The organism is Streptomyces sp. NPDC012466 (assembly GCF_042955215.1).
GTDB lineage: Bacteria > Actinomycetota > Actinomycetes > Streptomycetales > Streptomycetaceae > Streptomyces.
Genome location: NZ_JBIBEQ010000005.1, coordinates 31,445 through 55,946 on the forward strand (window position 1 = coordinate 31,445; position 24,502 = coordinate 55,946).

Sequence of the window (24,502 nt, forward strand, 5' to 3'; positions counted from 1 at the left end):
CCGACGCATGATGCGGCCCGCCGCCTTCGGCCTGACGCCCCGTCACCGGGGACCGCGCGAGCGGTCGCCGACCGCCAAGGTCGACAACTGGCCTCGCCCATCCTGGACTGCAAAAATGAAGGCCAGAGGCACAGTGACCAGGCTCACCTGGAGGTACCCGTGAAGATGCTGATCAACGTCCCGGAGAGCGTGGTCGCGGACGCGCTGCGCGGCCTGGCGGCTGCCCACCCGGAGCTGACCGTGGACGTGGAGAACCGGGTGATCGTGCGGCGGGACGCTCCTGTCGCGGGGCAGGTGGGGCTCGTCTCGGGCGGAGGTTCGGGGCACGAGCCGTTGCACGGTGGTTTCGTCGGTCCCGGCATGCTGTCGGCGGCCTGTCCGGGCGAGGTGTTCACCTCCCCCGTGCCCGACCAGATGCTGCGCGCGGCCGCCGCCGTGGACAGCGGGGCGGGTGTGCTGTTCATCGTGAAGAACTACACCGGTGACGTGCTCAACTTCGACATGGCCGCCGAGATGGCCGAGGACGAGGGCATCCAGGTCGCGAAGGTGCTGGTCAACGATGACGTGGCGGTGACCGACAGCCTGTACACGGCGGGGCGGCGCGGTACGGGCGCGACCTTGTTCGTGGAGAAGATCGCGGGTGCCGCCGCTGCCGAGGGCATGCCGCTGGAGCGGGTCGAGGCGATCGCCCGGCAGGTGAACGAGAACTCCCGCAGTTTCGGTGTCGCGCTGAGCGCCTGCAGCACGCCGGCCAAGGGCAGTCCCACCTTCGATCTGCCGCCCGGCGAACTGGAGTTGGGCATCGGAATCCACGGCGAGCCCGGCCGTGAGCGGCGGGCGATGATGACCTCCGGCGAGATCGCCGAGGCCGCCGTCGAGGCGGTGGTCGAGGACCTCCAGCCGCGCAATCCGGTGCTGGTCCTGGTCAACGGCATGGGCGCGACGCCCCTGCTCGAGCTGTACGGCTTCAACGCCGAGGTGCACCGGGTACTCGCCCAGCGCGGCGTCCCCGTGGCCCGCGTCCTCGTCGGCAACTACGTCACCTCGCTGGACATGGCGGGCGCCTCGCTCACCCTGTGCCAGGTCGACGAGGAGCTGCTGCGGCTGTACGACGCGCCGGTGAAGACCCCGGGCCTGCGCTGGGGCGTGTGACACCAGGGGGTAGAGGATCACCACGTACCTACCAGGCAAGGAGATCCAGTGCTCGACGCCGATTTCTTCCGCCGTTGGATGACGGCGACCGCCGCGTCCGTCGACCGCGAGGCGGAACGGCTCACCGCCCTCGACTCCCCCATCGGGGACGCCGATCACGGCAGCAACCTCCAGCGCGGGTTCACGGCCGTCGTGGCCGTGCTGGAGAAGGAGGCCCCGGGGACGCCCGGCGGGGTCCTGACCCTGGCCGGACGCCAGCTGATCTCGACGGTCGGCGGCGCCTCGGGGCCGCTGTACGGGACACTGCTGCGCCGTACCGGCAAGGCCCTCGGTGATGCCGGAGAGGTCAGCGCGGAGCAGTTGGCCGAGGCGCTGCGGACGGGGGTGGACGCGGTCATGACGCTCGGCGGCGCCGCCCCCGGCGACAAGACCATGATCGACGCGCTGGTGCCCGCGGTGGAGGCGCTCGGCGACTCGTTCACGGCGGCCCGCACCGCCGCGGAGGAGGGCGCCGTGGCGACGACACCCTTGCAGGCGCGCAAGGGCCGGGCGAGCTATCTGGGCGAGCGCAGCATCGGCCACCAGGACCCCGGTGCCACGTCGGCGGCACTGCTGATCGCCGGACTCGCGGAGGCCGCCGGTGAGTGACGAGCCGTTGGTGGGGATCGTTCTGGTGTCGCACAGCGCGCAGGTGGCCGCATCGGTCGCCGAGCTGGCAAAGGGGCTCGCGGGCGGCGGCCCGGTGGTGCCCGTCGCTCCGGCGGGCGGTACCGAGGGTGGTGGGCTCGGTACGAGTTCCGAACTGATCGCGGCGGCTGCGGCGTCCGTCGACCGCGGTGCCGGAGTCGCCGTCCTGACCGACCTGGGCAGCGCGGTGCTCACCGTGAAGGCGCTGCTCGCGGAGGGCGACGAACTGCCCGAGGGGACGCGGCTGGTGGACGCCCCCTTCGTGGAGGGGGCCGTGGCCGCGGTCGTCACGGCGTCCACCGGAGCGGATCTGGCGGCGGTGGAGGCGGCCGCCACGGAGGCGTACACCTACCGGAAGGTGTGAGCGGCGGTCGCGGCCGGGCACGCACGCCGGATCGGCGGTGTGCCCGGCCGCGGCGTGCCCGTGACGCCCCGTCAGCCTGTCGGCGTCCGCTCGGCCGGGACCCGGCTCCACCGCCCCTTGGGCGCCGCCCTCGGTATCGCCGAGGCGGACGCGCCCGAGGACGCCGCCCGGTGCTGTTCGGCCTCCGCCTGCTCAGCGTCCGTCGGACCCGTTCCCGTCGATGAACCGCTTCGCCGCCCGCTCCCCCGTCGTCACGGCCGCGGCGTGGTCCTCGATGGGCGACACCTTGGTGTTCTTGAAGACGATGTAGGTGACGCCGGAGGGAGCGCCGCCGCCGTGCGGGTCGGGGCGGATGCCGAGGGCCTCGGCGGTGGCGTAGGACGCCTCGCCGATGATGCCCTGGGGGCCCGTGTCCCCGACGACCGCGTAGCTCACCCGGTCGCGGTAGACGACGGCCACCACCGAACCGCCGCCGATGCCGTGGTCCCGGTAGTCCCAGATGCCGCTCGGCGCGGGTACGACGATGAAGGGCAGGCGTTCGGCGCTCAACGGGCGGCCGTCGGACTGGGCGTAGGCGGTGCTCGCGGCGAAGTAGGGGTCGGTGCGGCTGTTGCAGCGGGGGCCGGGGCGGCCGTCGCAGTCGATGTCCATGTCCGCCTTCCAGAACACGGCGTCCTGGGTGCCGCAGACCGGGATGTTCGCGGGTGCGCCGTTGTCGCTGCGGTAGCGGCCCCGGGAGACGGGAGCGCACTCCCGCACCTTGGCGAGCAGGCCTGCGGCGCTCACGGCGCTCTCGCGCCACACCGCGGGCTGGGAAGGGGCGGCGGTGGGCGTGGTCGGGGCGAGCAGGGCGGCGCTGGCCGCGGCCAGCGTGAGCGACTGGACACGCACGATACGGGAGCCTCTCCTCGGGGACCTGACGGGCACTCAGCCCAAAATGACCCCGGGGCGATCACCCGGCCACCCTTGGGGGGCCGGACGGTGCATGTCCCCAACCTCCGACAGGGGCCGGGGGCCTGAGTCCGCGTAGGACTCCGGCCGCCCGGTCGCCCACGCCGGCGCGGGATCTGCGACGACAGCGGACCGCGCGACGGGCCCGAACACCCCGCTGTCCGCCGGGAGTTCGGCCGTGATGGAACTTCAGCATACGCAACTCTCCCGGGTGGTCACACACGGCGGCGGTGACGCCCTCGGAAGCGGCATCCGGTGCCCGACCGGACGCCCCTCTTGATGTGATCGCGCCAACGGCGTCATATTGGTCCGGACCATTCCCGTGTGCCACCCCCGGGAGGCAGTGTCGTGCGAAGCCGTTCCGTCCCCCCGTCCCTCCTGCGCCACGTGGCGCTCTGTGGAGCGCTCGCGCTGGTCGCCGCCTGCGGCTGGGCCGGAGCGGAGGAGGGCAACGACGGTGGTGCGCCCGGCGCGCCCACGGGCGTCACCGCGGCGGCGGGCAGCGCGACGAGCGTGCACGTCATGTGGAACGCGACCGCCCGGGCCTCTGTCTACGAGGTGTATCGCGGCACCACGAAGGTCGAGGAGGTGCCGGCATCGCGGCACATGGTGGACGTCACCAGGCTGCGGCCGGCGACGCGGTACGTCTTCTCCGTACGGGCGCGGGACGCCGACGGGCGACTCGGGCCGCGCAGTCTGGAGGTCGGGGCGAAGACACCTGCCGTCGTCGTCGACGACCGCTCCGCACCGACCCGCCCCTCGGCGCCCGGCGGCCGGGCGGCCGGCAGCCGGGCGGCCCAGTTGTCCTGGTCCGCGTCGACGGACGACCGGGGCGTGGTGTCGTACGACATCCACCAGCAAGGCACGAAGATCCACAGTGTGGGCGGCGGCCAGACGGCCACCGTGCTCACGGGGCTGCGGCCCGGTACGGACTACGCGTTCACGGTCCGGGCCCGGGACGCGGCCGGCAATGTCTCCCCCGCCAGTGCCACCGTCCGGCTGACCACCCCGGGCACGGACGACGGCCACGGCACCGCCCCCACCGGCTTGCGGGCGACGAGCCACCGCGAGGACGGGGCGTACCACCTCGACCTGGCCTGGGTGCCGCCCCGCGTGGACGGTGCGGTCACCGAGTACCAGATCCATCTGGACGGCCGGCCCGCCACGTCCCTCGTGTACGGCGGCGACGCTCCGCGCGAGCGGGCCACCTACAGCTTCTACGTCGGGCGGAAGGCCGGCGTCACCCACCGGGTCCGGGTCCGGGCGATGCTGCCCGACGGCACCTGGGGCGGCTTCTCCGCGGAGCGGGCGGTGACGACGGGCGCGGGGCGCTGACCTGCCTCCCGGTGTCGGCCGGAGCGGGAGTCCGTCACCTGCACGGGGGCGCCCGGGGTGCGGACGGGGCCGCGGGCGCTTTGGCTGACCCTGAGGCAGCACGGGCGTTCCCCGACCCTCGGCGGCGCCAGGATGTACCGCCAACCGTGCCGCCGGAGGGCAGTCCACATGCGCAACTCATCGCCAGTTCTCCGCTCCGGCCTGACCGTGGCAGCCGCTGCCGCGCTGCCCCTCGCCCTGGCCTCGGTGCCCGCTGTCGCGGGCCCGGGCATCTCCGTGAGCACCACGGGGTCCACGGTGTCGGTCACGACCAGTTCGTGCACCCAGATCAACGGCAGCTGGGGCACCGCCTCGCTTCTCACCAGCAGCCAGGGCAGCTTCGCCCAGGGCCGCCAGGTGACCTTGTCGGGGACGACGACCAGTCAGTCCGCTGCCTGGTCGAGCGTCTCCCCGGGGACGTACACCGTCATCGTCGTCTGCTCGGACGGCACCACCGCGGGCACCCAGTCCGTCGTGGTCTCCACCGCCCCCTCCCCCTCGCGGTCCGCCACCCCCTCCGTCTCGCCGTCCCGAGGCGTCATGGGCGGGGTCGGCGGCAGCACGACGGACTACGGAACCGTCACGCTGGTGGCGGGCGGCACTCTGGTCGGCGCCGGCCTCCTCGGGACGGCCTGGTACCTGCGCCGACGCAACAAGCCGTACCGGCTCTGACCCGGTACGGACGGCGGCCCGCTCTCCCGAAGCGCTCCGGTCGGGCGGGCCGCTGTCATGTCGTCATCGCGCCGGACCGGCGGCCGTGTCCCGACCGGCGCGCCGGCGTTCAAGCCGGCTCGGCCGGGCCGCCGTCCGGGAGTTCGGCGAAGTCCGTCAGGGCGCGCCTGAGCCACTGGGTCCAGAAGGTCTCCAGATCGATGCCGGCCCGCAGCACCAGGTGCCGCAGCCGGACCTCGGCGCCGTCCCGGCCGGGCGGGAAGTCGCGCTTCTCGATCTCCTCGTACTCCGCCAACTGTCTTTCGTGCAGCTCCAGATGGCGTCGCAGATCGGCCTCGAGACCCGCCGTGCCGACCACGGCCGCCGCCCGGAGCCGCAGCAGCAGCGCGTCGCGGTGCGGCTTGGGGTCCTGGGAGGCGGAGGTCCAGCGGGCCAGTTCGGCGCGGCCCGCGGGCAGGACCTCGTAGCTCTTCTTCTGCCCGCGGGCCGGCTGCTCGGACGGCAGGGCCCTGATGAGGCCGTCGGCCTCCAGTTTCCCGAGCTCGCGATAGATCTGCTGGTGCGTCGCCGACCAGAAGTAGCCGATCGACCGGTCGAACCGGCGCGTCAGCTCCAGCCCCGACGACGGCTTCTCGAGCAGGGCGGTGAGGATCGCGTGCGGGAGTGACATGGCCTCATCCTAGGGACGCGTACGCGCACTACAGGGCGGCCGCCAGCTCCGTGCCCTGCTTGATGGCGCGCTTGGCGTCCAGCTCGGCCGCGACGTCGGCACCGCCGATGAGGTGCGTGCTGCGCCCGGCGGCGAGCAGCTCCTCGTACAGGCCGCGGCGCGGCTCCTGGCCCGTGCACAGCACGATGGTGTCGACCTCCAGGACCGTGCTCTCCTCGCCGACGGTGATGTGCAGTCCGGCGTCGTCGATCCGGTCGTAGCGCGCGCCCGGGACCATGGTGACGCCGCGCTGCTTGAGCTCGGTGCGGTGGATCCAGCCGGTGGTCTTGCCGAGGCCGGCGCCGACCTTGGAGGTCTTGCGCTGGAGCAGGTGGACGGTGCGCGGCGGGGCGGGCCGCTCGGGCGCGGCGAGCCCGCCGGGGCCGCGGTAGTCCATGTCGACGCCCCACTGGCGGAAGTACGTCGCCGGGTCCTCGTGGGCCTTGTCGCCGCCGTCGGTGAGGAACTCGGCGACGTCGAAGCCGATGCCGCCCGCGCCGAGGATCGCGACCCGGTCGCCGACGGGGGCGCCGTCGCGCAGGACGTCGAGGTAGCCGACCACGCTCGGGTGGTCGACGCCGGGGATCTCGGGGGTGCGCGGGGTGACGCCGGTGGCGACGACGACCTCGTCGAAGCCGTCGACGTCGGCGGCCGTGACCAGGGTGTTCAGCCGGATGTCGACGCCGTGCCAGTCGAGCTGGGTGCGGAAGTAGCGGAGCGTCTCGTCGAACTCCTGCTTGCCGGGGACCTTGCGGGCGACGTTGAGCTGGCCGCCGATCTCACTCGCCGCGTCGAACAGCGTCACGTCGTGCCCGCGCTCGGCGGCGGACACCGCGCAGGCGAGGCCGGCCGGGCCGGCGCCGACGACCGCGACGCGCTTGCGCAGCCGGGTCGGGGAGAGCACGAGCTCGGTCTCGTGGCAGGCGCGGGGGTTGACCAGGCAGGAGGTGATCAGGCCGCTGAAGGTGTGGTCGAGGCAGGCCTGGTTGCAGCCGATGCAGGTGTTGATGGCCTCGGGCCGGCCGGCGGCGGCCTTGGTGACGAAGTCGGGGTCGGCGAGCATCGGGCGGGCCATCGACACCATGTCGGCGGCGCCCTCGGCGAGCAGTTCCTCGGCGAGTTCGGGGGTGTTGATGCGGTTGGTGGTGACGAGCGGGACGGACACCTCGCCCATGAGCCGCTTGGTCACCCAGGTGTACGCGCCGCGCGGCACGGAGGTCGCGATGGTGGGGATCCGGGCCTCGTGCCAGCCGATGCCGGTGTTGATGATCGTCGCCCCGGCGGCCTCGACGGCCTTGGCGAGGGTGATGACCTCGTCGAGCGTCGAGCCGCCCGGGACGAGGTCGAGCATGGACAGCCGGTAGATGACGATGAAGTCCTCGCCGACCGCCTCGCGCACCCGGCGCAGGATCTCCAGCGGGAAGCGCGTGCGGTTCTCGTACGAGCCGCCCCAGCGGTCGGCGCGCTGGTTGGTCTGCCGGGCGATGAACTCGTTGATGAGGTAGCCCTCGGAGCCCATGATCTCGACGCCGTCGTAGCCGGCCTGCTTCGCGAGGCGGGCGGCGCGGGCGTAGTCGTCGATCGTCCGCTCGACGTCGGCGTCGGTGAGCTCGCGGGGCGGGAAGGGGCTGATCGGCGCCTGGATGGGGCTCGGCGCGACGAGGTCCTTGTGGTAGGCGTACCGGCCGAAGTGCAGGATCTGCATCGCGATCCGCCCGCCCTCGCGGTGCACGGCGTCGGTGATGACCGTGTGCTGCTCGGCCTCCGCCTCGGTGGTGAGCTTGGCGCCGCCCTCGTAGGGCCGCCCCTCGTCGTTGGGGGCGATGCCGCCGGTGACGATCAGGCCCACTCCCCCGCGGGCGCGGGCGGCGTAGAAGGCGGCCATGCGCGCGAAGCCGCCCTCCGCCTCCTCCAGGCCGACGTGCATGGAGCCCATGAGGACCCGGTTGGGCAGGGTCGTGAAGCCCAGGTCGAGAGGGGTCAGCAGGTGCGGGTAACGGCTCATCGGGCCCTCCGTGCGCGGTGTCGTGCCTGTAGTTGTAGAGGACTACCGCCGGTTTATGCAACTAGTTGCACAAGGTGATGGAGGGCACAGTAGGGCCATGACCAGGGACCTTGGGCCGCTGTCCGCAGTGGTGGATCTCGCGGGCGAGCTGATCCGCCGCCCGAGCCGGGCCGGCCTCGACGACCACGAACCCGTCCTGGCGGTTCTGGAGGACTGGCTCACCGTCCACGGGCTGCCGTGCCGCCGGCTGCACGACGGCGCCCGCCGCCCGGTCGCACTGCTGGTGGAGATCGCGGGCGGCCGGCCCGGGCCCTGGTGGGCCCTGGACGCGTGCGTCGACACCGCCCCGTACGGCGACGAGACGGCCTGGTCCTTCCCGCCCGCCGCCGGGGACGTCGTCGACGGGCGGCTGCGGGGCCGGGGCGCCGCCGACTCGAAGCTCGCCGCCGCCCTGTTCTGCCACCTCGCGGCCGAGTTGCACGGCCGGGCCGCCGCACTGCGCGGCGGACTCGCGGTGCTGCTCGACGCCGACGAGCACACGGGCGGCTTCGGGGGCGCCCGGGCCTACCTCGCCGACCCGGACGCGGTCCGCCCGGCCGGCGTGATGATCGGCTACCCGGGTCTCGACGAGGTCGTCGTCGGCGGACGCGGACTGTGGCGGGCCCGGATCGCCGTCCACGGGACGTCGGGGCACTCCGGGTCGCGCCGGCCGGTGCTCGGCGCGGTGTCGCGGGCGGCGCGCCTCGTAGGGCTGCTGGACGCGGCCCCGCTGCCCGGGGCGAGCGGGGAATTCCCGCTGCCGCCGAAGCTGACGGTGACCTACTGCCACGGCGGTGAGGGCTTCTCCGTCGTCCCGGACCGCTGCGAGATCGGCGTGGACGTCCGCACCACGCCGGGCTTCGACGCCCGCGCCGCCGAGCACCTGGTCCGGGCGACGGTGACGGGACTGGACACGGCGATGCCGTCCCCGCGGCCGGCGGAGGTCACGGCGGTGGCGTCCTGGCCGCCGTACCGGCTGGCGGAGGACGAGCAGCCGGCCGCCGCGCTCCTGGGCGCCGCGGCCGGGCAGGGGCTGCGGGTACGGGCCAAGACGGCCGGCCCGTCGAACATCGGCAATCTCCTGGCGGGCGCAGGCATCCCCGCCACGGCCGGCTTCGGCCTGCCCTACGAGGGGCTGCACGGCGTGGACGAACTCGTGCACCTGGCGGAGCTGCCCGTGGTGCACGCCGTCTACCGGCGTGCACTCCTCGACCTGCTGACGGAGTGAGCGGCACTCACCTGCTCTGCAGGCGCACGTGCAGTTCCTTCTCCTGGTCGCCGGAGGCCGTGCTCAGATCGTGCACGTCGAACAGCGAGTCCAGGGTCGTGCGGAACCGTTCGATCGCCCAGTAGCCGCCGTGCAGGTCGGCCTCGACGGAGGACGACAGGTGGACCGGCCGCGGGGGCTCGTGCTCGTCGGCGACGTCGAAGGTGCCGAGCCAGACGGTCGGACGGGTCTCGTGCAGGTCCTCGGGCACGTCGTCGGCGCACCGGTCGGACTCGAAGCAGGAACACAGCGCGTCGAACACGATCCGGGCGTCGTGCTTGCTGCACCCGCTGATCTCCACCGAGACGGAGTGCGGGTGCGGTCGCTCGTCATTCATCGCCATCGTGATCGCTCCTCTCGCGGCCACCACATGCCGTATCCGCCCCTACCCCAGCAAAGCACCACCTTCCGGCGAGCACTACCGGCGGTGTCCCCTGCGCGGTGACGGGTTTGCGGGGCGGCCCGCGCCGGGGTGGGAGATGGTGGAAGCTGACACGGAAGGGGCCTCGGAGAAACGGCTCCGCGCGGTAGAACATGGGGTGTCGGCACACGACGGCGTGCCGTGAGGACGGCGAAGGCGGGGCGTGGGATGAGTGCAGCCGGGTCTCCCGAGTCCGAGAGCGAAGGTCCGGTACGCGGGGCGGTGCGCCCGAGCGGCCTGCTCGACGTGCTGCGCGTGGCCTCGGTGGTCCTGGACTCCGAGGGCCGCATCGTGCTGTGGAGCCCGCAGGCCGAGGAACTGTTCGGCTACGAGGCCGGGGAGGCGCTCGGGCAGTACGCCGCCCGCATCATGGTCCACGAGCAGCACGTCGACCTCGTGGTCAAGCTCTTCGCCGACGTCATGGGCACCGGGCAGAGCTGGGCGGGGGCCTTCCCGATCCGCCGCAAGGACGGCAGCACGCAATTGGTGGAGTTCCGCAACATGCGGCTGCTGGACGACCAGGGCGACGTCTACGCGCTGGGGCTGTGCGCCGACCAGACGACCGTGCACCGGCTGGAGCGGGAGGTGGCGCTGTCGACGCGGATGATCGCGCAGTCCCCGATCGGGCTGGCCGTGCTGGACACCGAGCTGCGGTACGTCTCGGTCAACAAGGCACTGGAGGAGATCAACGGCGTGCCGGCCGAGGAGCATCTCGGCCGCACGGTCCGCGAGGTGGTGCCGCGGATGGACGTCGACGCCCTGGAGGCCGCCACCCGCCGGGTGCTGGAGACGGGCACACCGGTCGTCGACCAGGCCACGATCGGCCGCACCCCGGCCGACCCGCACGAGGACCACGCCTGGTCGATCTCGCTGTACCGGCTGGAGAACGCCTTCGGGACGATCCTGGGCGTGGCCGTGTCGATCGTCGACGTCACCGAGCAGTACCGGGCGGGCATCGAGGCCGAGGCGGCGCGGCGGCGGCTGGCCCTGATCGCCGACGCCTCGGGCCGGATCGGCACCACGCTGGATCTGGACCGCACGGCCCGTGAGCTGGCCGAGGTGGCCGTGCCGGAGCTCGCCGACATCGCGGCCGTCGACCTGCTGGACGCGGTGGTGCAGGGCCGGCGCACGAGCCTCGGCCCTGCCGAGGCCGCCGTGATCCGGGCGCTGGCGGTCGAGGGGTACGACTCCGCCGAGGCGCTGGAGGCGGCCGACCCTCCCGGGAAGGTCGCCCGGTACGCCTCCGACCGGCTCGTCACCCGGTGCGTGCGCACGGCCAGCCCCGTGATGCTGCCGGAGGTCAAGGACGAGGACCTGGACCACATCGCCCGTTCCTCCGAGGCGGCCGAGCTGCTGAGCCGGGCCGGGGTGCACTCGTATCTGGCGGTGCCGCTGATCGCCCGCGGCGAGGTGCTGGGCGCCCTGGACCTCAAACGCACCCGCAATCCGCTGCCGTTCAGCGAGGACGACCTGATGCTGGCGCGGGAGCTGGCCGCCCGGGCCGCCGTGCAGATCGACAACGCCCGCTGGTACCAGGGCGCCCGCGAGACCGCGCTCACCCTCCAGCGCAGCCTGCTGCCCAGCCATCCGCCGGTGACGGGCGGGCTGGAGGTCGCCTCCCGCTACCAGCCGGCCGGGGCGACGAGCGAGGTCGGCGGTGACTGGTTCGACGTGATCCCGCTGGACGGCGGCAAGACGGCGCTCGTCGTGGGCGATGTGATGGGCAGCGGCATCCCCGCCGCGGCGGCCATGGGGCGGTTGCGCACGGCGACCAACACCCTCGCCTCCCTCGACCTCGACCCGCACGTGCTCCTGGAGCACCTCGACAAGATCACCGCAGGCCTGGAGCAGTCCATCGCGACCTGTGTCTACGCCATCCACGATCCGCGTCTGCGGCAGTGCCGGATCGCCAACGCCGGACATCTGCCGCCGGTGCGCGTCCGGGCCGGCAGGCCGCCGGAGCTGCTCGACCTGCCGACCGGGGTGCCGCTCGGCGTGGGCGGTGTCGCCTTCTCCACGACCACCGTCGACCTCGAACCCGGCGACCGGCTGGTGTTCTACACCGACGGCCTCGTCGAGACCCGGCGCGACCCGCTCGACGAACGGCTCGACACGCTGCTGTCCCTGCTCGACGGGCCCGACCGGCCGCTGGAGGAGGTCTGCGACCTCCTCCTGCGCACGCTGCACGAGCCGGACAACTTCGACGACGTGGCCCTGCTCATCGCGCGGGCGACCGCACCGGCCTGAGGGCTCGGCCGGCGAGGCCGCCCTACGGCCGGACGCCGATCACCACATGGGCGTACCACTCCCGCGACACGGCCAGCCGGGTCGTGAGGCCGTTGCGCTCGAAGGTGCCGACGGCGGCCGACGCCTGGTGCCGGCTGGTCTCCACCAGGACGCAGCCGCCGGGGGCGAGCCAGTGCGGCGCCTCGGCCGCGACCCGCCGCAGGACGTCGAGGCCGTCCGTGCCGCCGTCGAGGGCGACCAGCGGCTCGTGGTCGCGGGCCTCCAGCGGCAGCAGCCCGATCTCGTCGCTGGGCACGTAGGGCACGTTGGCGGCGAGGATGCCGACGCGGCCACGCAGCGCGGCGGGCAGCGCCTCGAACAGATCACCCTGGTGGACACGGCCGCCGGCGGCGGCGATGTTGCCGCGGGCGCACCGTACGGCGGCCGGGTCGATGTCGGCGGCGTGCAGTTCGACGCGGCCGAGGGCGGCGGCCAGCGCCGCTCCGACGGCACCCGAGCCGCAGCACAGGTCCACGACGACGGTGGCGTCGGGCGCCCGTTCCAGGGCCTGCTCGACCAGGAACTCGGTGCGCCGGCGCGGCACGAAGACGCCGGGGGCGACGGTGATGCGCAGACCCCGGAACTCGGCCCAGCCGACGACGAGTTCGAGCGGCAGGCCCGCGACACGGCGTTCGACCATGGCGACGGCCTCGGCCGGGGTGCGCGCGGCGGTGAGGATCAACTCGGCCTCGTCCTCGGCGAAGACGCACCCCGCGGCGCGCAGGGCGGCGACGACGGAGTCACGGGAAGAGGGGCTGGACGGTGGAAGTTCGGACACGGACGGCATGAAGCCAAGAGCCTTTCGGGAGCCGAAGGGCGCTCCGGCGATCGCCTACGACCGGCGATCGGCGCGACATCGAGAGGAGAGCGCCCGAGCTGACACAGCGGTGATGGGGCTCACCTCCTCGGCTTCCGACGACGGGGTCCCTCCCCGGCCGGACGGCAACCCTACCCGACGGGCCGGCCGCCCGGTACGGCGATCGGCCGCCCCGCCCGGCAGGTGGTTGGGTCATGCAACCATGGAGGGAAGTCGAGCAGCATCCGGTGAGGGAGGTCCCGTGCACACCGCCGACGCCGTGGAGACCATCCAGCGGGAGATGACGGTCTTCGCCCGCCGCGCCCGTGCCGCCGCGGGCCGGATGCATCCCGAGCTGTCGCTGGTGTCGTACACGCTGCTGGGGCATCTGGAGGAGAGCGGCGGGTGCCGGGCCACCGACCTGGCCGCCCACTACGCCCTGGACAAGTCCACCGTGAGCCGCCAGGTGGCCGGGCTGGAGCGCGCCGGCCTCATCGAGCGCCGGCCCGACGCGCAGGACCACCGCGTCCAGGCGCTGCACCTGACGGACACCGGGCGGCACCTCCTGGCACAGGTCACCGAGAGCCGCCGGGCGGCCTTTCTCGAACGCCTGGCCGACTGGCCGACGGAGGACCTGAGCCGGTTCGCGGACTACCTCGTGCGCTACAACGCGCGGCCCGGTCCCGGCCGGCAGGACTAGGACACCCTGCACGTACGGTTGAACACGCAAACACTGAGCACACCGGTCCGGCGGGGCACCGCCGGCCGGCCCGGAGGCACCACCGCATGCACATCACCCGAGGCTTCACCGGGCGCCCTCGCGTCGCCGATCCCGGTCTGCCGCCCGGCCAGTACGACGCCGGCGACGACTGGCCCGTCCTGTCCGCCGAGGTCACTCCCGAGCTGGCACCCGCCGACTGGACCTTCCGTATCGACGGGCTGGTGGCCGAGCCCCGCACCTGGGACTGGGAGGAGGCGCACCGGCTGCCGCCGTCGGCGTACGAGGGCGCCATCCACTGCGTGACGAGCTGGTCGAAGTTCGGGGTGCGGTTCTCGGGCGTGTCCCTGGACGCCTTCCTGGACGTGGTCCGGCCCCAGGCGTCGGCCACCCATGCCGTCGCCTACTCGCACACCGGTTACACGGCCAACCTCCCGCTCGCCGACCTGACCGGCGGGCGCGCGTGGATCGCCTGGGAGTACGACGGACGGCCCCTCGCCCCCGAGCACGGCGGCCCGGCACGGCTGCTGGTGCCGCACCTGTACTTCTGGAAGAGCGCCAAGTGGATCGCGGGCCTGCGGATCCTCGACCACGACGAGCCGGGCTTCTGGGAGCAGAACGGCTATCACGAACGGGGCAACCCCTGGGAGGAGCAGAGGTACTCCGGTGACTGAGACCTTCGTGCCTCCCACGCGGTTCGCCGTGCCCGGGCGCATCGAGGTGAGCGAGCAGGCCGCCTCCGAGTGGCGGACCGCCACGCTCACCGAGATCCGCCGCGAGACCCCCCGCGCCGCCACCTTCCGGCTCGCCGTGCCCGGGTGGCCGGGGCATCTGCCCGGCCAGCACCTGATGGTGCGGCTGACCGCCGAGGACGGCTACGCGGCCCAGCGCCACTACTCGATCGCGTCCGCTCCGGACGAATCGGGGCACGTCGAGCTGACCCTGGATCACGTCGAGGGCGGCGAGGTCTCGGGCTGGTTCCACACCGTCGCCCGGCCCGGCGACCGGGTCGAGGTGCGGGGCCCGGTGAGCGGCTTCTTCGCCTGGCCGGGCGACCGGCCCGCCCTTCTCATCGGCGCCGGCTCCGGTGTCGTACCGCTGATGTCGATGGTCCGGCACCACCGGGCGCGGAACCTGACCGTGCCGCTGCGGCTGGTGGTGTCCGCGCGCAGCCCCGAGGAGCTCATCTACGCCCGGGAGTTCGGCGCCGAGACGACGCCCGTCTTCACCCGGAGCGCGCCGGAGGGGGCGGCGGTGGGACGTATGGCGGCCGCACATGTGGCGCCGCTCCTGGCCCAGCAGCCTCCCGGTGGGTGGGAGGCCTATGTGTGCGGCTCCAACTCCTTCGCCGAGCACGCCTCCCGGCTGCTCGTGACGGCCGGTCAGCCGGTGGACCGGATCCGGATCGAGCGTTTCGGCTGACCTCGCCGTTTCGCCGTGGTCGCGCCGGGCACCCAGCCCGGGGGTCCGGCTCGCCGCTCCTCCCGTCCGTACTGCCCCGGAGCGATCGAGGGGTGCGGGAGGGGGTACCCCGTCGGTGTGGGCACTCGCACGCGCGGCGGGACGCGGAGGGAGCGGCGGCGCACCGCAGCCGGTCCGGCCCCCCGGCCGCGGTGAGGGCGAGGAGGTGGGCATGCGAACCCGGGTGCGCGGCTGGCGTTGGCGGCGCAGTCCGCTGCGGCGCCGGTCGGATGTCGTCGAGGGGTGGACGCTGCTGGTGGTCGCCGTCCTCATCCTCGTGGGCGCGCCCCTGGCGGGGGTGGCGGCCGCCTCGTGGGCCCACGGCGAGGCCCGGTCGGTGTCGGCGGAGCAGCGGGCCGAGCGACATCGCGTCCGGGCCGAGGTGATCGGCGGGAAGGGCGACTCGCTGCCGTCGGTGCAGGCCGGGGGGCAGCACGCGTACCGGGCGACCGTGCGCTGGACGGAGCCGGGCGGAGGCACACGCACCACGACGGCTCGGATCCCCGCGGACACCCGGCGGGGCGAGACCGTGGACGTCTGGTTCGACCGGCAGGGGCGGAACGTGCTGCCGCCGGTGGACGACACGGCCGTCTGGCAGCACACCCTCACCCTCGGTACCTGCGCCGCGGGCGGTGCGGTGCTCGTGGTGCTCCTCGGCCACTTCCTCGTACGCCGGGTGGCACTGCGCCGCCGCCTGGCGGAGTGGGACCGGGCGTGGGCCCGCACGGAACCGCAGTGGACGCACCGCCGCGCATGAGACGCGGCAGCGTCCCGCACGGCCGTCCGCCCTCACGCACACCAGGTGACCCGACCACCCGCGCGCGAGACGGTCTCCAGCACTCTCGCCCGTGATCGCGCTCCCAAGCCCGTGACCAGGCATCATCCGCTCCGGTCGGGCAGCACTCCGCAGACAGACCAGAACAAAACCCTGGCGAGTCCTCCGACCACCGCCGTAGTGTGATCATCCGCACCGCCCCGTAGCCGCTCCTCACCCAAGGTGGTCCAGCATGGCCCTGTTCGACCTTCCTCTCGACGAACTCCGCGAGTACCGCAGCGCGGCCATCGAGCCGGAGGACTTCGACGCGTTCTGGTCCGAGACCCTCCAGGAGGCACGCCGGCACGACCTGGACGCCCGCTTCGAACCGGTCGACACGGGCCTGTCCACCGTGCAGGTGTTCGACGTGACGTACGCGGGCTTCGGCGGCCATCCGGTCAAGGGCTGGCTGACCCTGCCGGCCGGGGCGGACGGCCCGCTGCCGCTGGTCGTGGAGTTCATCGGTTACGGCGGAGGGCGCGGCCTCCCGCACGAGCATCTGCTCTGGGCGTCCTCGGGGCGGGCGCACTTCGTGATGGACACCCGTGGGCAGGGCAGCGCCTGGGGCGGGGGCGGCGGCACGGCGGACCCGGTGGGTGGTGCGCCCGCATACCCCGGTTTCATGACGCGCGGCATCGACGCCCCGGAGAACTACTACTACCGCCGGGTCTACACGGACGCGGTGCGTGCGGTGGAGGCGGCCCGCTCGCACCCCCTCACCGACCCGGCGCGCACGGTGGCCGTCGGTTCCAGCCAGGGCGGCGGCATCACGATCGCGGTCGGCGGCCTGGTCCCGGACCTGGCGGGCATCGCGCCGGACGTGCCGTTCCTGTGCGACTTCCCACGTGCGACGACGCTCACGGACCGGCAGCCGTACCGGGAGATCGGCCTCTACCTCAAGACGCACCGCGGCCGCTCCGAGGACGCCCTGCGCACGGTGTCGTACTTCGACGGCGTCCACTTCGCCGCCCGCGGCCGGGCCCCCGCCCTCTTCTCGGCCGCGCTGGAGGACCAGACCTGCCCGCCCTCGACCGTCTTCGCGGCCTTCAACGCCTGGAGCCACGAGGACAAGACGATCGAGGTCTACGACTTCAACGACCACGAGGGCGGCGGCCCCTTCCAGGAGGCGGCCAAGCTGCGCTGGATGCGCTCGTACATCTGATCCGGCCGTTCACCCCCGACGGGCTTCCTCCCGGTCCGACCAGTCGGTACGTTCATCGCGCCCGGACCGCGACACGGCGGCCCGGGCCGAGGACCGTCGGCGGAGGGGGCTCATGTCCGGGAACGAGACACAGGTGCACGGTCACTGCGACCCGCGGTTCACCGCGGTACGCAGGGCGTTCGAGGCGAACTTCCGGGAGCGGGGCGAACTGGGCGCCGCGGTGGCCGTCACGGTCGGCGGCGCGACCGTGGTGGATCTGTGGGGCGGCTGGGCGGACGCGGCGCGCTCCCGGCCGTGGGAACGGGACACGCTGGTCAACGTGTGGTCCACGACCAAGGGACCGGTGGCGCTGTGCGCGCACCTCCTCGCCGACCGGGGGCTGCTGGACCTGGACGCGCCGGTGGCCGTGTACTGGCCCGAGTTCGCCGCGGCGGGCAAGGAGAAGGTTCTCGTCCGGCACCTGCTGTCCCACCGCGCCGGCCTGGCCGGCCTGCGGGAACCGCACTCGCTGGAGCAGCTCTGCGACTGGGAGCTGACCACACAGCGGCTCGCGGCGACCGAACCGTGGTGGGAACCGGGCACCCGGTCCGGCTACCACGCGCTGACCTACGGCCATCTCGTCGGCGAGGTCGTCCGGCGGGTGTCGGGGCTGCGGCCCGGGGCCTTCCTCGCGCGGGAGGTGACGGGGCCGCTCGGCGTCGACTTCCGCATCGGCCTCCCGGTGCGGGACTTCGGCCGGGCGGCCGAACTGGTCCAGCCGGCGGCCCCGGCGAGCAGCGAACAGGCGGCCGTCTTCGCCCAGTTGGCGCCCGCGGCGATCGCCGCGCTGACCAACCCGGCGGTGTCCGCCGCGGGGGCCGGCACACCCGAGTGGCGGGCCGCCGAGATCCCGGCGGCGAACGGGCACGGCACCGCGCGTGCGGTCGCGTCGCTGTACGGCGTCTTCGCGGGGTTCGGCTCCCACGGAGGGCACCGTCTGCTGTCCCGTGAGGCGGCCGAACGGGTCCGCGAGGGGCAGGGCAGCTGCCGGGACCTGGTGCTCGGCGCCGGTTTCGAGCATGAGACGGAAGTGGGGCTCGGACTCTGGCTCAGCGGACCCGACGGCTCCTACGGGCCCAACCCGCGCGCTTTCGGACACGACGGCTTCGGCGGCTCCTGCGGGCTCGCCGACCCCGAGGCGGGAGTGTCCCTCGGCTATGTGATGAACCGGATGGGTCCTCATATCGCCAACGACCCGCGGAAGACGGCCCTGGTCGACGCCCTGTACAGCGCGCTGTGAGGGCGGGCGGGCCGGTTCCGGCCGGACCGCCCGCGCCCGCCCTTCCCGGCTGGCTCAGACCAATGCTGGATCTGGTGGCGTACCGAGCCCGTACGGCTACCGCACGTCACCGGCAGGAGCGACGGCATGCCCCCCGGCGCGCACGACCACCCGTCGGCCCAGGGATAGCCCCGGTAGGAAGCACGGGTCTGCGAGTTCACTGCGCCGGGCCGCGCACCGGCGCAGCGGGCCGTCCAGCGCCAGTCACCCGTTCGGCGGACCGCCGGCGCGGGTTCCGGGAGATGACGGAGATCATCGAGACACGGCACGGCTCCCCCAGGCGACTCCGAGAGGATCCTCCATGACCACGTTCACGACGTCCGACGGAACCGAGCTCTACTACAAGGACTGGGGCGAGGGGCAGCCCGTGGTGTTCAGCCACGGCTGGCCCCTCAACGCGGACACGTGGGACGGGCAGGCCCGGCTGGTCGCCGAGCACGGCTTCCGGGCGATCGCGCACGACCGGCGCGGCCACGGCCGCTCGGGCCAGCCCTGGCAGGGCAACCACATGGACCGCTACGCCGACGACCTGGCCGAGCTGATCGAGGCGCTGGACCTCAACGACGCGGTCCTCGTGGGCCATTCGACCGGCGGCGGCGAGGTGGCCCGCTACATCGGGCGGCACGGGACCGCACGGGTCGCGAAGGTCGTACTGCTGGGTGCGGTGCCGCCGCTGATGCTGCGGACCGAGGCCAACCCGCAGGGCACACCGAAGGACGTCTTCGACGGGATCCGCGACGGCGTCGCGGCCGACCGTGCGCAGTTCTACTGGGAGTTGAGCGAGAGCTTCTACGGCTTCAACCGGCCCGGCGCCGCCGTGTCGGAAGGCGTGCGGCGGGCGTTCTGGATGTGGAGCATGCAGGCCGGGCTGAAGGGTGCCTACGACTGCGTCGCGCAGTTCTCCGAGACGGACTTCACCGAGGACCTGCGGCGCGTCGACGTACCGACGCTCGTCGCGCACGGGGACGACGACCAGATCGTGCCGATCGCCGCCTCGGCCCACCGGACGTCCCAGCTCGTGAAGGACGCGACGCTGAAGGTGTACCCGGGCGCCCCGCACGGCCTGGTCGGCGACTACGAGAAGGCGTTCAACGACGATCTGCTGAACTTCCTGCGCGGCTGACGAGCACCTGCCGCGGGGGCGGCGTCGTACCGGGGCCTACGGGGTGTCCGGCAGCCGGGCCATGACGAGCCGCACCCGGGGGCTCCCGTCGGGGCGCCGCCCGAACTCCTCCAGCGCGTGGAGTTCCACCCGGAAGCCGGCCGCCGCGAGTTCGCGCTGCACGTCCCCGAGGCGGAACGCGCGGTAGTACATGACGAACGGAGGCCGCCAGAGCGCGTTGCGCACCCGCATCACGGTGTCGAAGCCCAGCAGCGTCCAGTAGCCGACGGAGGCCGGGCGGGGCGGCGCGACCAGCGGGAACGCGAAGCAGCCGCCCGGCCGCAGGACGGAGCGGACCTGCGCGAACAGTCCGGGCAGTTCGCGGGGCAGGAAGTGCCCGAAGGCCCCGAAGCTCACCACCAGGTCGAAGGCCAGGCCGAAGGGCAGGGCGCGCGCGTCGGCCCGGACCCAGGAGACCGGCGGACCCTGCGACCCGGCCCGCTGCCGTGCGACATCGAGCATGCCCGCGCTGAAGTCGACGCCCGTGACCCGTTCCTCGCACAGCCGCGCGAGGACGCCGACGCCCGCGCCGGTGCCGCAGCACAGGTCGAGCCCGGCACCGAAGGGCCCCGCCCGCCGCAGGGCGGACCCGACGGCTTCGAGGACGGTGTCGGGAGTCCGGAAAGGCGTGTGGTCGAACTTCGGCGCGAGGAGGTCGTAACCGCGCTCGACGGACGACAGCGCCTGGACGGCGAGCTCGCGCAGACGGGGTCCTTCGGGGCTGAACATCGGCTCAGCCTAGGCGAGCGCGCTGCTGCAGGGCGCTGAGGACGCGTTCGCACCAGCGGAGGTTCTCCTCCTCGAAGCCGATGCCTCCCATCAGGGTGAGATACGGGCCGACGCGGTCGGCCTCCCGCAGGTACTCCTCCTCGCCGCGGCCGGCCAGGAGGCGCTCGCGGACGCGGAGGTAGCGGGCGAGCTTGGCGCGGGCCCACGTGGCGCGCTCCTCGACCAGCGCACGGGTCGCCCCGGGGTCCGCGCCGTCCATCGCCTGGATCTTGATGAGGAGTTCGTCGCGGATGGCGGTCGGCCGCCGGGGCGGTGTGGCGGCGAACGTGCGCAGGTCCTCGCGGCCGGCCTCGGTCAGGGTGAACATGCGTTTGTCGGGCCGCCGTTCCTGGCGCACCACCCTGGCCTCGATCAGTCCGTCCTGCGCGAGGCGCTCCAGTTCCCGGTAGAGCTGCTGGGGTGTGCAGGCCCAGAAGTTGGCCAGCGACACGTCGAACACCTTGGACAGCTCGTACCCCGAGGCCTCGCCCTCCAGGAGCGCCGCGAGGACGGCGTACTTGAGAGACATGTGGACACCGTACCAACGGTTGACTAATCTACTCCGCACTTACTCAACAAATTGACTAAGGCGGTTCGATGCGTGCATTCCGTGAGGCGGTCGAGAAGCTCGACCTCGACGCCGCCGAGGCGCTGCTGGCGCCGGACGTCGTCTTCACCAGCCCGGTCGTGTTCAAGCCGTACGCCGGGAAGGCGATCACGGCGGCGATCCTGCGGGCGGTGTCCGGGGTCTTCCAGGACTTCCGCTACGTGCGCGAGATCAACGACGTGAACGGCCGCGACCACGCCCTGGTCTTCACCGCGCGCGTGGGCGACCGGGAGATCGAGGGCTGCGACTTCATCCACGTCGACGACAACGGGCTCATCGACGAACTCACGGTGATGGTGCGCCCGTTGTCCGCGGCCCAGGCGCTCGCGGCGGCCATGGGCGAGCAGTTCGAGCGGATCGCCGAGGAAGCGCGGACCCGCTCGCTCTGAGCGACAGGTCCTGAGACCCGTTCCCGCGTTCTCCCGGCGCCCGCGGCCGGTTCAGGGTTGGATGTCCCCATGACGTCCGCCGAGCACGACCGGCTGATGCGGGCCAACCAGGCGAACTGGGACGCCCGCACGCCCGTCCACCTCGCCAGCCGGTTCTACGGTCTCGATCAGGACCCCGAACCGGAGCGCTGGTTCGCCCCGTTCGAGTGGGAGGACCTCGGCGAGCTGGCCGGGCGTGACGTGCTGCATCTGCAGTGTCACCTCGGCACGGAGACGATCGCCTTCGCGCGGCGCGGCGCCCGGGCCGTCGGTCTCGACTTCTCCGAGGCATCCGTGGCCGCGGCCCAGGGCATCGCGGCGAAGGCCGGCGCGGACGTGACGTACGTCCGGGCGAACGTGTACGACGCCGTCGAGGCCCTGGACGGGCGGCGGTTCGACGTCGTCTACACCGGCAAGGGCGCGCTGTGCTACCTCCCCGACCTGGACCGGTGGGCGGAGGTCATCGGCCGGCTCCTGCGCCCCGGCGGGCGGTTGTACGTCGTCGAGTTCCATCCCCTGCTCAACTCGCTCGGGCCGAAGCCCGCGCCGGACGAGGGCCCCGAACTGCTGCTGCGCCACGACTACCTGGGCGGCGCGGGCCCGGTGCACCGCGACGGGACCCACACCTACACGGACGGCCCGGCCGTCGAGGGCGCCACGGACAGTTACGAGTGGATGCACGGAATGGGCGAGGTCGTCAACGCGTTGACGGATGCGGGACTCGCCGTGCGGCGACTGCGGGAAGGCGACGAACTTCCCTGGCCGCGCTGGCCGCGGATGGTCCGTACGGAGTCCGGCTGGTGGCGGCTGCCCGAGCCGCGGATCCCGTTGCTGTACGGGCTGCTGGCCACCCGCTGAGGTAACCCGCCGAGGCGGACGGCCCACATCCACCGCTCTCGGTGGTACGATCCGAGCAGCACTCGTGCACGCCCCTTCTTGTGGGCGCCGGTGCCGGTTCCTTACCTCTCTCCTTCATTTCCAGCGCCATCGACGCGTTCCGTCGTATCCGAGGCGCTGTTTCCCCGCCGCCCGGAGGCGTGCCACAGGCCCTCCCTTCGCGGCCCTCTCCCCCCTTGCCTTCGCATGTCTCATGCCTGCCGTCCGTGAAAGGACACCACCACCATGACCACCACACTCGAACAGCCGTCCGCGCAGCAGCAGTCCCCGGCCCGGACCGTGTCCGGCGTCCTCGACATCGACGCGAGCGGAAGGGGACACCTGCGCCCCGCGAACTGCCTGCCCACACCCGCCGACACCGCGGTCTCACCCGCACTGATCCGCCGGTACGGCCTGCGCAAGGGCGACTTCATCGAGGGCGTGCCCGGCGACCGGCGCGCCCTGACCGACGTCGCACGGATCGACGACCGGACACCCGGGGACCTGCGCGGGCGGCGCCACTTCCATGACCTGACGCCGCTGCACCCGCACGAACGGCTGCGGCTCGAGCACCCGGCCGCCGGACTGGCCGGACGCGTCGTCGACCTGATCGCACCGGTCGGCAAGGGCCAGCGCGGGCTTCTCGTGGCCCCGCCCAAAACCGGCAAGACCGTCCTTCTCCAGCAGATCGCGGCCGCCGTCAGCGGCAACCATCCCGAGTGCCGGCTGATGATGCTGCTGCTCGACGAGCGGCCCGAGGAGGTCACCGACATGCGGCGCTGTGTGCGGGGCGAGGTCTACGCCTCGACCTTCGACCGCAGCGCCGGACAGCACATCGCGCTCGCCGACCTGGTGATCGAGCGCGCCAAGCGGCTCGTCGAGGCCGGCGAGGACGTCGTCATCCTCCTCGACTCCCTGACCCGGCTGTGCCGGGCGCACAACAACGCGGCCGCGTCCGGTGGCCGCATCCTCACCGGAGGGGTCGACGCGTCCGCGCTGACCGGTCCCAAGCGGTTCTTCGGTGCCGCCCGGTCGGCCGAGGAGGGCGGTTCGCTCACGATCCTCGCGACCGCTCTGGTGGAGACCGGCTCCCGGGCCGACGACTTCTACTTCGAGGAGCTGAAGGGCACCGGCAACATGGAACTCCGCCTGAGCCGGGACCCGGCGTCCCGACGCGTGTTCCCGGCCGTCGACATCACCCCCTCCGGCACCCGCCGGGAGGAACTCCTGCTGCGTCCGGCCGAGTTGACGGCCGTCCACGGGCTGCGGCGCGTGCTGCGGGGCCGCGACGGGCAGGGTGGTCTGGAGACCCTCCTGGAGCGCATGCGCGAGACACCGGACAACGCGACGTTCCTGCGGCGCATCCAGCCGACCCTGCCCTCGGACTGACGGGACTCCCCGCTCCCCGAGGAGCCACCGAGCAGTCGGGGACGCGTCCGTCCACGGCGCCGAGGGCGTGTCGATCCGGGCCGGGGCGTGCTCGCCGAGGACGCGCGGACGGCCGGAGAGCCGGGCGCGGGAGATCATCCATCCGGGTGCTAGCGCGGGGAGTGCGGCCCCGTCGTCACCGCGCGGAGCGGGTCCGTTTTCTACGTTGATCATATGATTTTCGGATTCTCTTCCCGGGTGGCCGTATCGGCCGGTGCGCTCTGCGTGTCAGGGCTCCTGGCGCTGATGCCCACGGCGGCGGCCGATCCCGGCGGGGCCGAGCCCACTCCGCCGGGCGGGCCGAGGGCCGCGGCCCCACACCCCTCGCTGCTGTACCGCCCCGGCACTCAGGTCCGCCCGCGCGCCGGGGCACCCCGCGTCCCGAAGGTCTCCGCCCTGTCCTGGCTGGTGGCCGACGCCCGTACCGGCGAGGTGCTGGCCGCCCACAACGCCCACCGCAGGCTGCCCCCGGCCAGCACCCTGAAGACCCTGTTCGCCCTCACCGTGCTGCCCGGGCTGCCGGCGGGCATCCGGCACACGGTCCGCGAGCGGGAGCTGCGGGGCATCGGTGCCGGCAGCAGCCTGGTCGGTGTCGCCGAGGGCCGTACGTACCGGATCGGCGACCTGTGGCGCGGCGTCTTCCTCAACTCGGGCAACGACGCCGTGCACGTCCTGGCCGAGCTCAACGGCGGCTGGCGGCTCACCGCCGAGCGGATGCAGGCCAAGGCACGGTCCCTCGGCGCCCTCGACACCCACGTGGTGTCACCCGACGGCTACGACGCACCGGGCCAGGTGTCGTCGGCGTACGACCTGGCGGTCTTCGGCCGGGTGGGACTGCGCAACCCCGACTTCGCCCGGTACTGCGCCACGGTCGAGGCCAGGTTCCCCGGCGGCGGCGACTGGTCGTACCCGATCCGCAACACCAACCGGCTGCTGAGCGGCGCCCGGGGCGTGAAGCCGTACCGCGGGCTGATCGGCATCAAGAACGGATACACCAGCAAGGCCGGCAGCACGCTCGTGGCCGCGGCGCGGCGGGA

24 protein-coding genes and 1 pseudogene are annotated in these 24,502 nt (G+C 73.2%); 18 read left to right on the forward strand and 7 right to left on the reverse strand.

Annotated elements, in window-relative coordinates; all coding sequences use genetic code 11:
- Window positions 1-159 precede the first annotated feature (159 nt).
- The 3 genes from dhaK to ACFY9E_RS19255 are packed head-to-tail and all read left to right on the forward strand — an operon-like array spanning window position 160 to window position 2,203.
- Window positions 160-1,152, forward strand: a complete 993-nt coding sequence (dhaK, locus tag ACFY9E_RS19245) for a dihydroxyacetone kinase subunit DhaK (protein WP_390985237.1) — start codon at window positions 160-162, stop codon at window positions 1,150-1,152.
- 48 nt (window positions 1,153-1,200) lie between these two features.
- Complete coding sequence (gene dhaL, locus ACFY9E_RS19250; RefSeq protein WP_390985240.1) at window positions 1,201-1,800, forward strand: dihydroxyacetone kinase subunit DhaL; 600 nt, start codon at window positions 1,201-1,203, stop codon at window positions 1,798-1,800.
- Window positions 1,793-2,203: a PTS-dependent dihydroxyacetone kinase phosphotransferase subunit DhaM gene (locus tag ACFY9E_RS19255; RefSeq protein WP_390985243.1), complete on the forward strand. Its 411-nt coding sequence runs from the start codon at window positions 1,793-1,795 to the stop codon at window positions 2,201-2,203. Before dhaL ends, ACFY9E_RS19255 begins: the two co-directional genes overlap by 8 nt.
- Before the next feature lie 192 nt (window positions 2,204-2,395).
- Here the strand turns inward: ACFY9E_RS19255 and ACFY9E_RS19260 are convergent, their stop codons facing one another.
- A complete protein-coding gene (locus tag ACFY9E_RS19260) occupies window positions 2,396-3,094 on the reverse strand; it encodes a glycoside hydrolase family 75 protein (RefSeq protein WP_390985246.1) in 699 nt (232 codons plus the stop codon).
- A 408-nt stretch (window positions 3,095-3,502) separates the two neighbouring features.
- Here ACFY9E_RS19260 and ACFY9E_RS19265 point away from each other — a divergent pair, with 408 nt between their 5' ends.
- Both ACFY9E_RS19265 and ACFY9E_RS19270 read left to right on the forward strand, forming a co-directional pair.
- On the forward strand, window positions 3,503-4,489 hold the full coding sequence (locus tag ACFY9E_RS19265) for a fibronectin type III domain-containing protein (RefSeq protein ID WP_390985248.1): 987 nt from the start codon (window positions 3,503-3,505) through the stop codon (window positions 4,487-4,489).
- Window positions 4,490-4,657: 168 nt separating this feature from the next.
- Window positions 4,658-5,200 (forward strand): hypothetical protein, encoded by a 543-nt coding sequence (locus ACFY9E_RS19270; RefSeq protein ID WP_390985251.1) that lies wholly within the window; start codon window positions 4,658-4,660, stop codon window positions 5,198-5,200.
- 109 nt (window positions 5,201-5,309) lie between these two features.
- Here the strand turns inward: ACFY9E_RS19270 and ACFY9E_RS19275 are convergent, their stop codons facing one another.
- Both ACFY9E_RS19275 and ACFY9E_RS19280 read right to left on the reverse strand, forming a co-directional pair.
- Window positions 5,310-5,870 carry a helix-turn-helix transcriptional regulator gene (locus ACFY9E_RS19275; RefSeq protein WP_390985254.1) on the reverse strand — a complete coding sequence of 187 codons (561 nt, stop codon included), beginning with the start codon at window positions 5,868-5,870 and terminating at the stop codon, window positions 5,310-5,312.
- Between the two features lie 28 nt (window positions 5,871-5,898).
- Window positions 5,899-7,914 carry an FAD-dependent oxidoreductase gene (locus ACFY9E_RS19280; protein WP_390985257.1) on the reverse strand — a complete coding sequence of 672 codons (2,016 nt, stop codon included), beginning with the start codon at window positions 7,912-7,914 and terminating at the stop codon, window positions 5,899-5,901.
- A gap of 97 nt (window positions 7,915-8,011) precedes the next feature.
- Here ACFY9E_RS19280 and ACFY9E_RS19285 point away from each other — a divergent pair, with 97 nt between their 5' ends.
- On the forward strand, window positions 8,012-9,181 hold the full coding sequence (locus tag ACFY9E_RS19285; protein WP_390985260.1) for a M20/M25/M40 family metallo-hydrolase: 1,170 nt from the start codon (window positions 8,012-8,014) through the stop codon (window positions 9,179-9,181).
- A gap of 7 nt (window positions 9,182-9,188) precedes the next feature.
- Here ACFY9E_RS19285 and ACFY9E_RS19290 read toward each other — a convergent pair whose 3' ends face one another.
- A complete protein-coding gene (locus tag ACFY9E_RS19290) occupies window positions 9,189-9,557 on the reverse strand; it encodes a hypothetical protein (protein ID WP_390986575.1) in 369 nt (122 codons plus the stop codon).
- 252 nt (window positions 9,558-9,809) lie between these two features.
- On the opposite strand from ACFY9E_RS19290, the gene ACFY9E_RS19295 reads away from it, so the two are divergent.
- Entirely contained in the window at window positions 9,810-11,888 is a 2,079-nt protein-coding gene (locus ACFY9E_RS19295; RefSeq protein ID WP_390985263.1) for a SpoIIE family protein phosphatase, read from the forward strand.
- 22 nt (window positions 11,889-11,910) lie between these two features.
- Here the strand turns inward: ACFY9E_RS19295 and ACFY9E_RS19300 are convergent, their stop codons facing one another.
- Window positions 11,911-12,714 (reverse strand): putative protein N(5)-glutamine methyltransferase, encoded by an 804-nt coding sequence (locus ACFY9E_RS19300; protein ID WP_390985266.1) that lies wholly within the window; start codon window positions 12,712-12,714, stop codon window positions 11,911-11,913.
- Between the two features lie 310 nt (window positions 12,715-13,024).
- Here ACFY9E_RS19300 and ACFY9E_RS19305 point away from each other — a divergent pair, with 310 nt between their 5' ends.
- The 7 genes from ACFY9E_RS19305 (at window position 13,025) to ACFY9E_RS19335 (ending at window position 19,319) form a co-directional block, all read left to right on the forward strand.
- Window positions 13,025-13,423, forward strand: coding sequence for a MarR family transcriptional regulator (locus tag ACFY9E_RS19305; RefSeq protein ID WP_390986577.1), 399 nt, complete (start codon window positions 13,025-13,027; stop codon window positions 13,421-13,423).
- Window positions 13,424-13,509: 86 nt separating this feature from the next.
- A complete protein-coding gene (locus ACFY9E_RS19310) occupies window positions 13,510-14,115 on the forward strand; it encodes a molybdopterin-dependent oxidoreductase (RefSeq protein ID WP_390985268.1) in 606 nt (201 codons plus the stop codon).
- Window positions 14,108-14,863, forward strand: coding sequence for an FAD-binding oxidoreductase (locus tag ACFY9E_RS19315; RefSeq protein WP_390985271.1), 756 nt, complete (start codon window positions 14,108-14,110; stop codon window positions 14,861-14,863). Before ACFY9E_RS19310 ends, ACFY9E_RS19315 begins: the two co-directional genes overlap by 8 nt.
- A gap of 211 nt (window positions 14,864-15,074) precedes the next feature.
- Window positions 15,075-15,659, forward strand: a complete 585-nt coding sequence (locus ACFY9E_RS19320; protein ID WP_390985274.1) for a hypothetical protein — start codon at window positions 15,075-15,077, stop codon at window positions 15,657-15,659.
- Between the two features lie 250 nt (window positions 15,660-15,909).
- Window positions 15,910-16,878 (forward strand): acetylxylan esterase, encoded by a 969-nt coding sequence (locus tag ACFY9E_RS19325; RefSeq protein ID WP_390985275.1) that lies wholly within the window; start codon window positions 15,910-15,912, stop codon window positions 16,876-16,878.
- 112 nt (window positions 16,879-16,990) lie between these two features.
- Window positions 16,991-18,157, forward strand: coding sequence for a serine hydrolase (locus tag ACFY9E_RS19330; protein ID WP_390985277.1), 1,167 nt, complete (start codon window positions 16,991-16,993; stop codon window positions 18,155-18,157).
- Window positions 18,158-18,497: 340 nt separating this feature from the next.
- Window positions 18,498-19,319 (forward strand): alpha/beta fold hydrolase, encoded by an 822-nt coding sequence (locus ACFY9E_RS19335; RefSeq protein WP_390985280.1) that lies wholly within the window; start codon window positions 18,498-18,500, stop codon window positions 19,317-19,319.
- A gap of 36 nt (window positions 19,320-19,355) precedes the next feature.
- Here the strand turns inward: ACFY9E_RS19335 and ACFY9E_RS19340 are convergent, their stop codons facing one another.
- Together ACFY9E_RS19340 and ACFY9E_RS19345 are read right to left on the reverse strand one after the other, a co-directional pair.
- Window positions 19,356-20,087 carry a methyltransferase domain-containing protein gene (locus tag ACFY9E_RS19340; protein ID WP_390985283.1) on the reverse strand — a complete coding sequence of 244 codons (732 nt, stop codon included), beginning with the start codon at window positions 20,085-20,087 and terminating at the stop codon, window positions 19,356-19,358.
- A gap of 4 nt (window positions 20,088-20,091) precedes the next feature.
- Entirely contained in the window at window positions 20,092-20,655 is a 564-nt protein-coding gene (locus ACFY9E_RS19345) for a helix-turn-helix transcriptional regulator (protein WP_390985286.1), read from the reverse strand.
- A gap of 68 nt (window positions 20,656-20,723) precedes the next feature.
- Between ACFY9E_RS19345 and ACFY9E_RS19350 the strand changes: the two genes are divergently transcribed.
- From ACFY9E_RS19350 to ACFY9E_RS19365, 4 genes and pseudogenes are all read left to right on the forward strand, one after another.
- The gene (locus tag ACFY9E_RS19350; protein ID WP_390985289.1) at window positions 20,724-21,122 is read left to right on the forward strand and encodes a nuclear transport factor 2 family protein; all 399 of its coding nucleotides are present in this window, start codon (window positions 20,724-20,726) and stop codon (window positions 21,120-21,122) included.
- 69 nt (window positions 21,123-21,191) lie between these two features.
- Window positions 21,192-22,019 carry a methyltransferase gene (locus ACFY9E_RS19355; RefSeq protein WP_390985291.1) on the forward strand — a complete coding sequence of 276 codons (828 nt, stop codon included), beginning with the start codon at window positions 21,192-21,194 and terminating at the stop codon, window positions 22,017-22,019.
- Window positions 22,020-22,283: 264 nt separating this feature from the next.
- Window positions 22,284-23,426 carry a transcription termination factor Rho gene (rho, locus tag ACFY9E_RS19360; protein ID WP_390985294.1) on the forward strand — a complete coding sequence of 381 codons (1,143 nt, stop codon included), beginning with the start codon at window positions 22,284-22,286 and terminating at the stop codon, window positions 23,424-23,426.
- A 285-nt stretch (window positions 23,427-23,711) separates the two neighbouring features.
- Window positions 23,712-24,476, forward strand: a pseudogene (locus tag ACFY9E_RS19365) (D-alanyl-D-alanine carboxypeptidase family protein); the annotation flags it as partial.
- Between the last annotated feature and the right edge of the window lie 26 nt (window positions 24,477-24,502).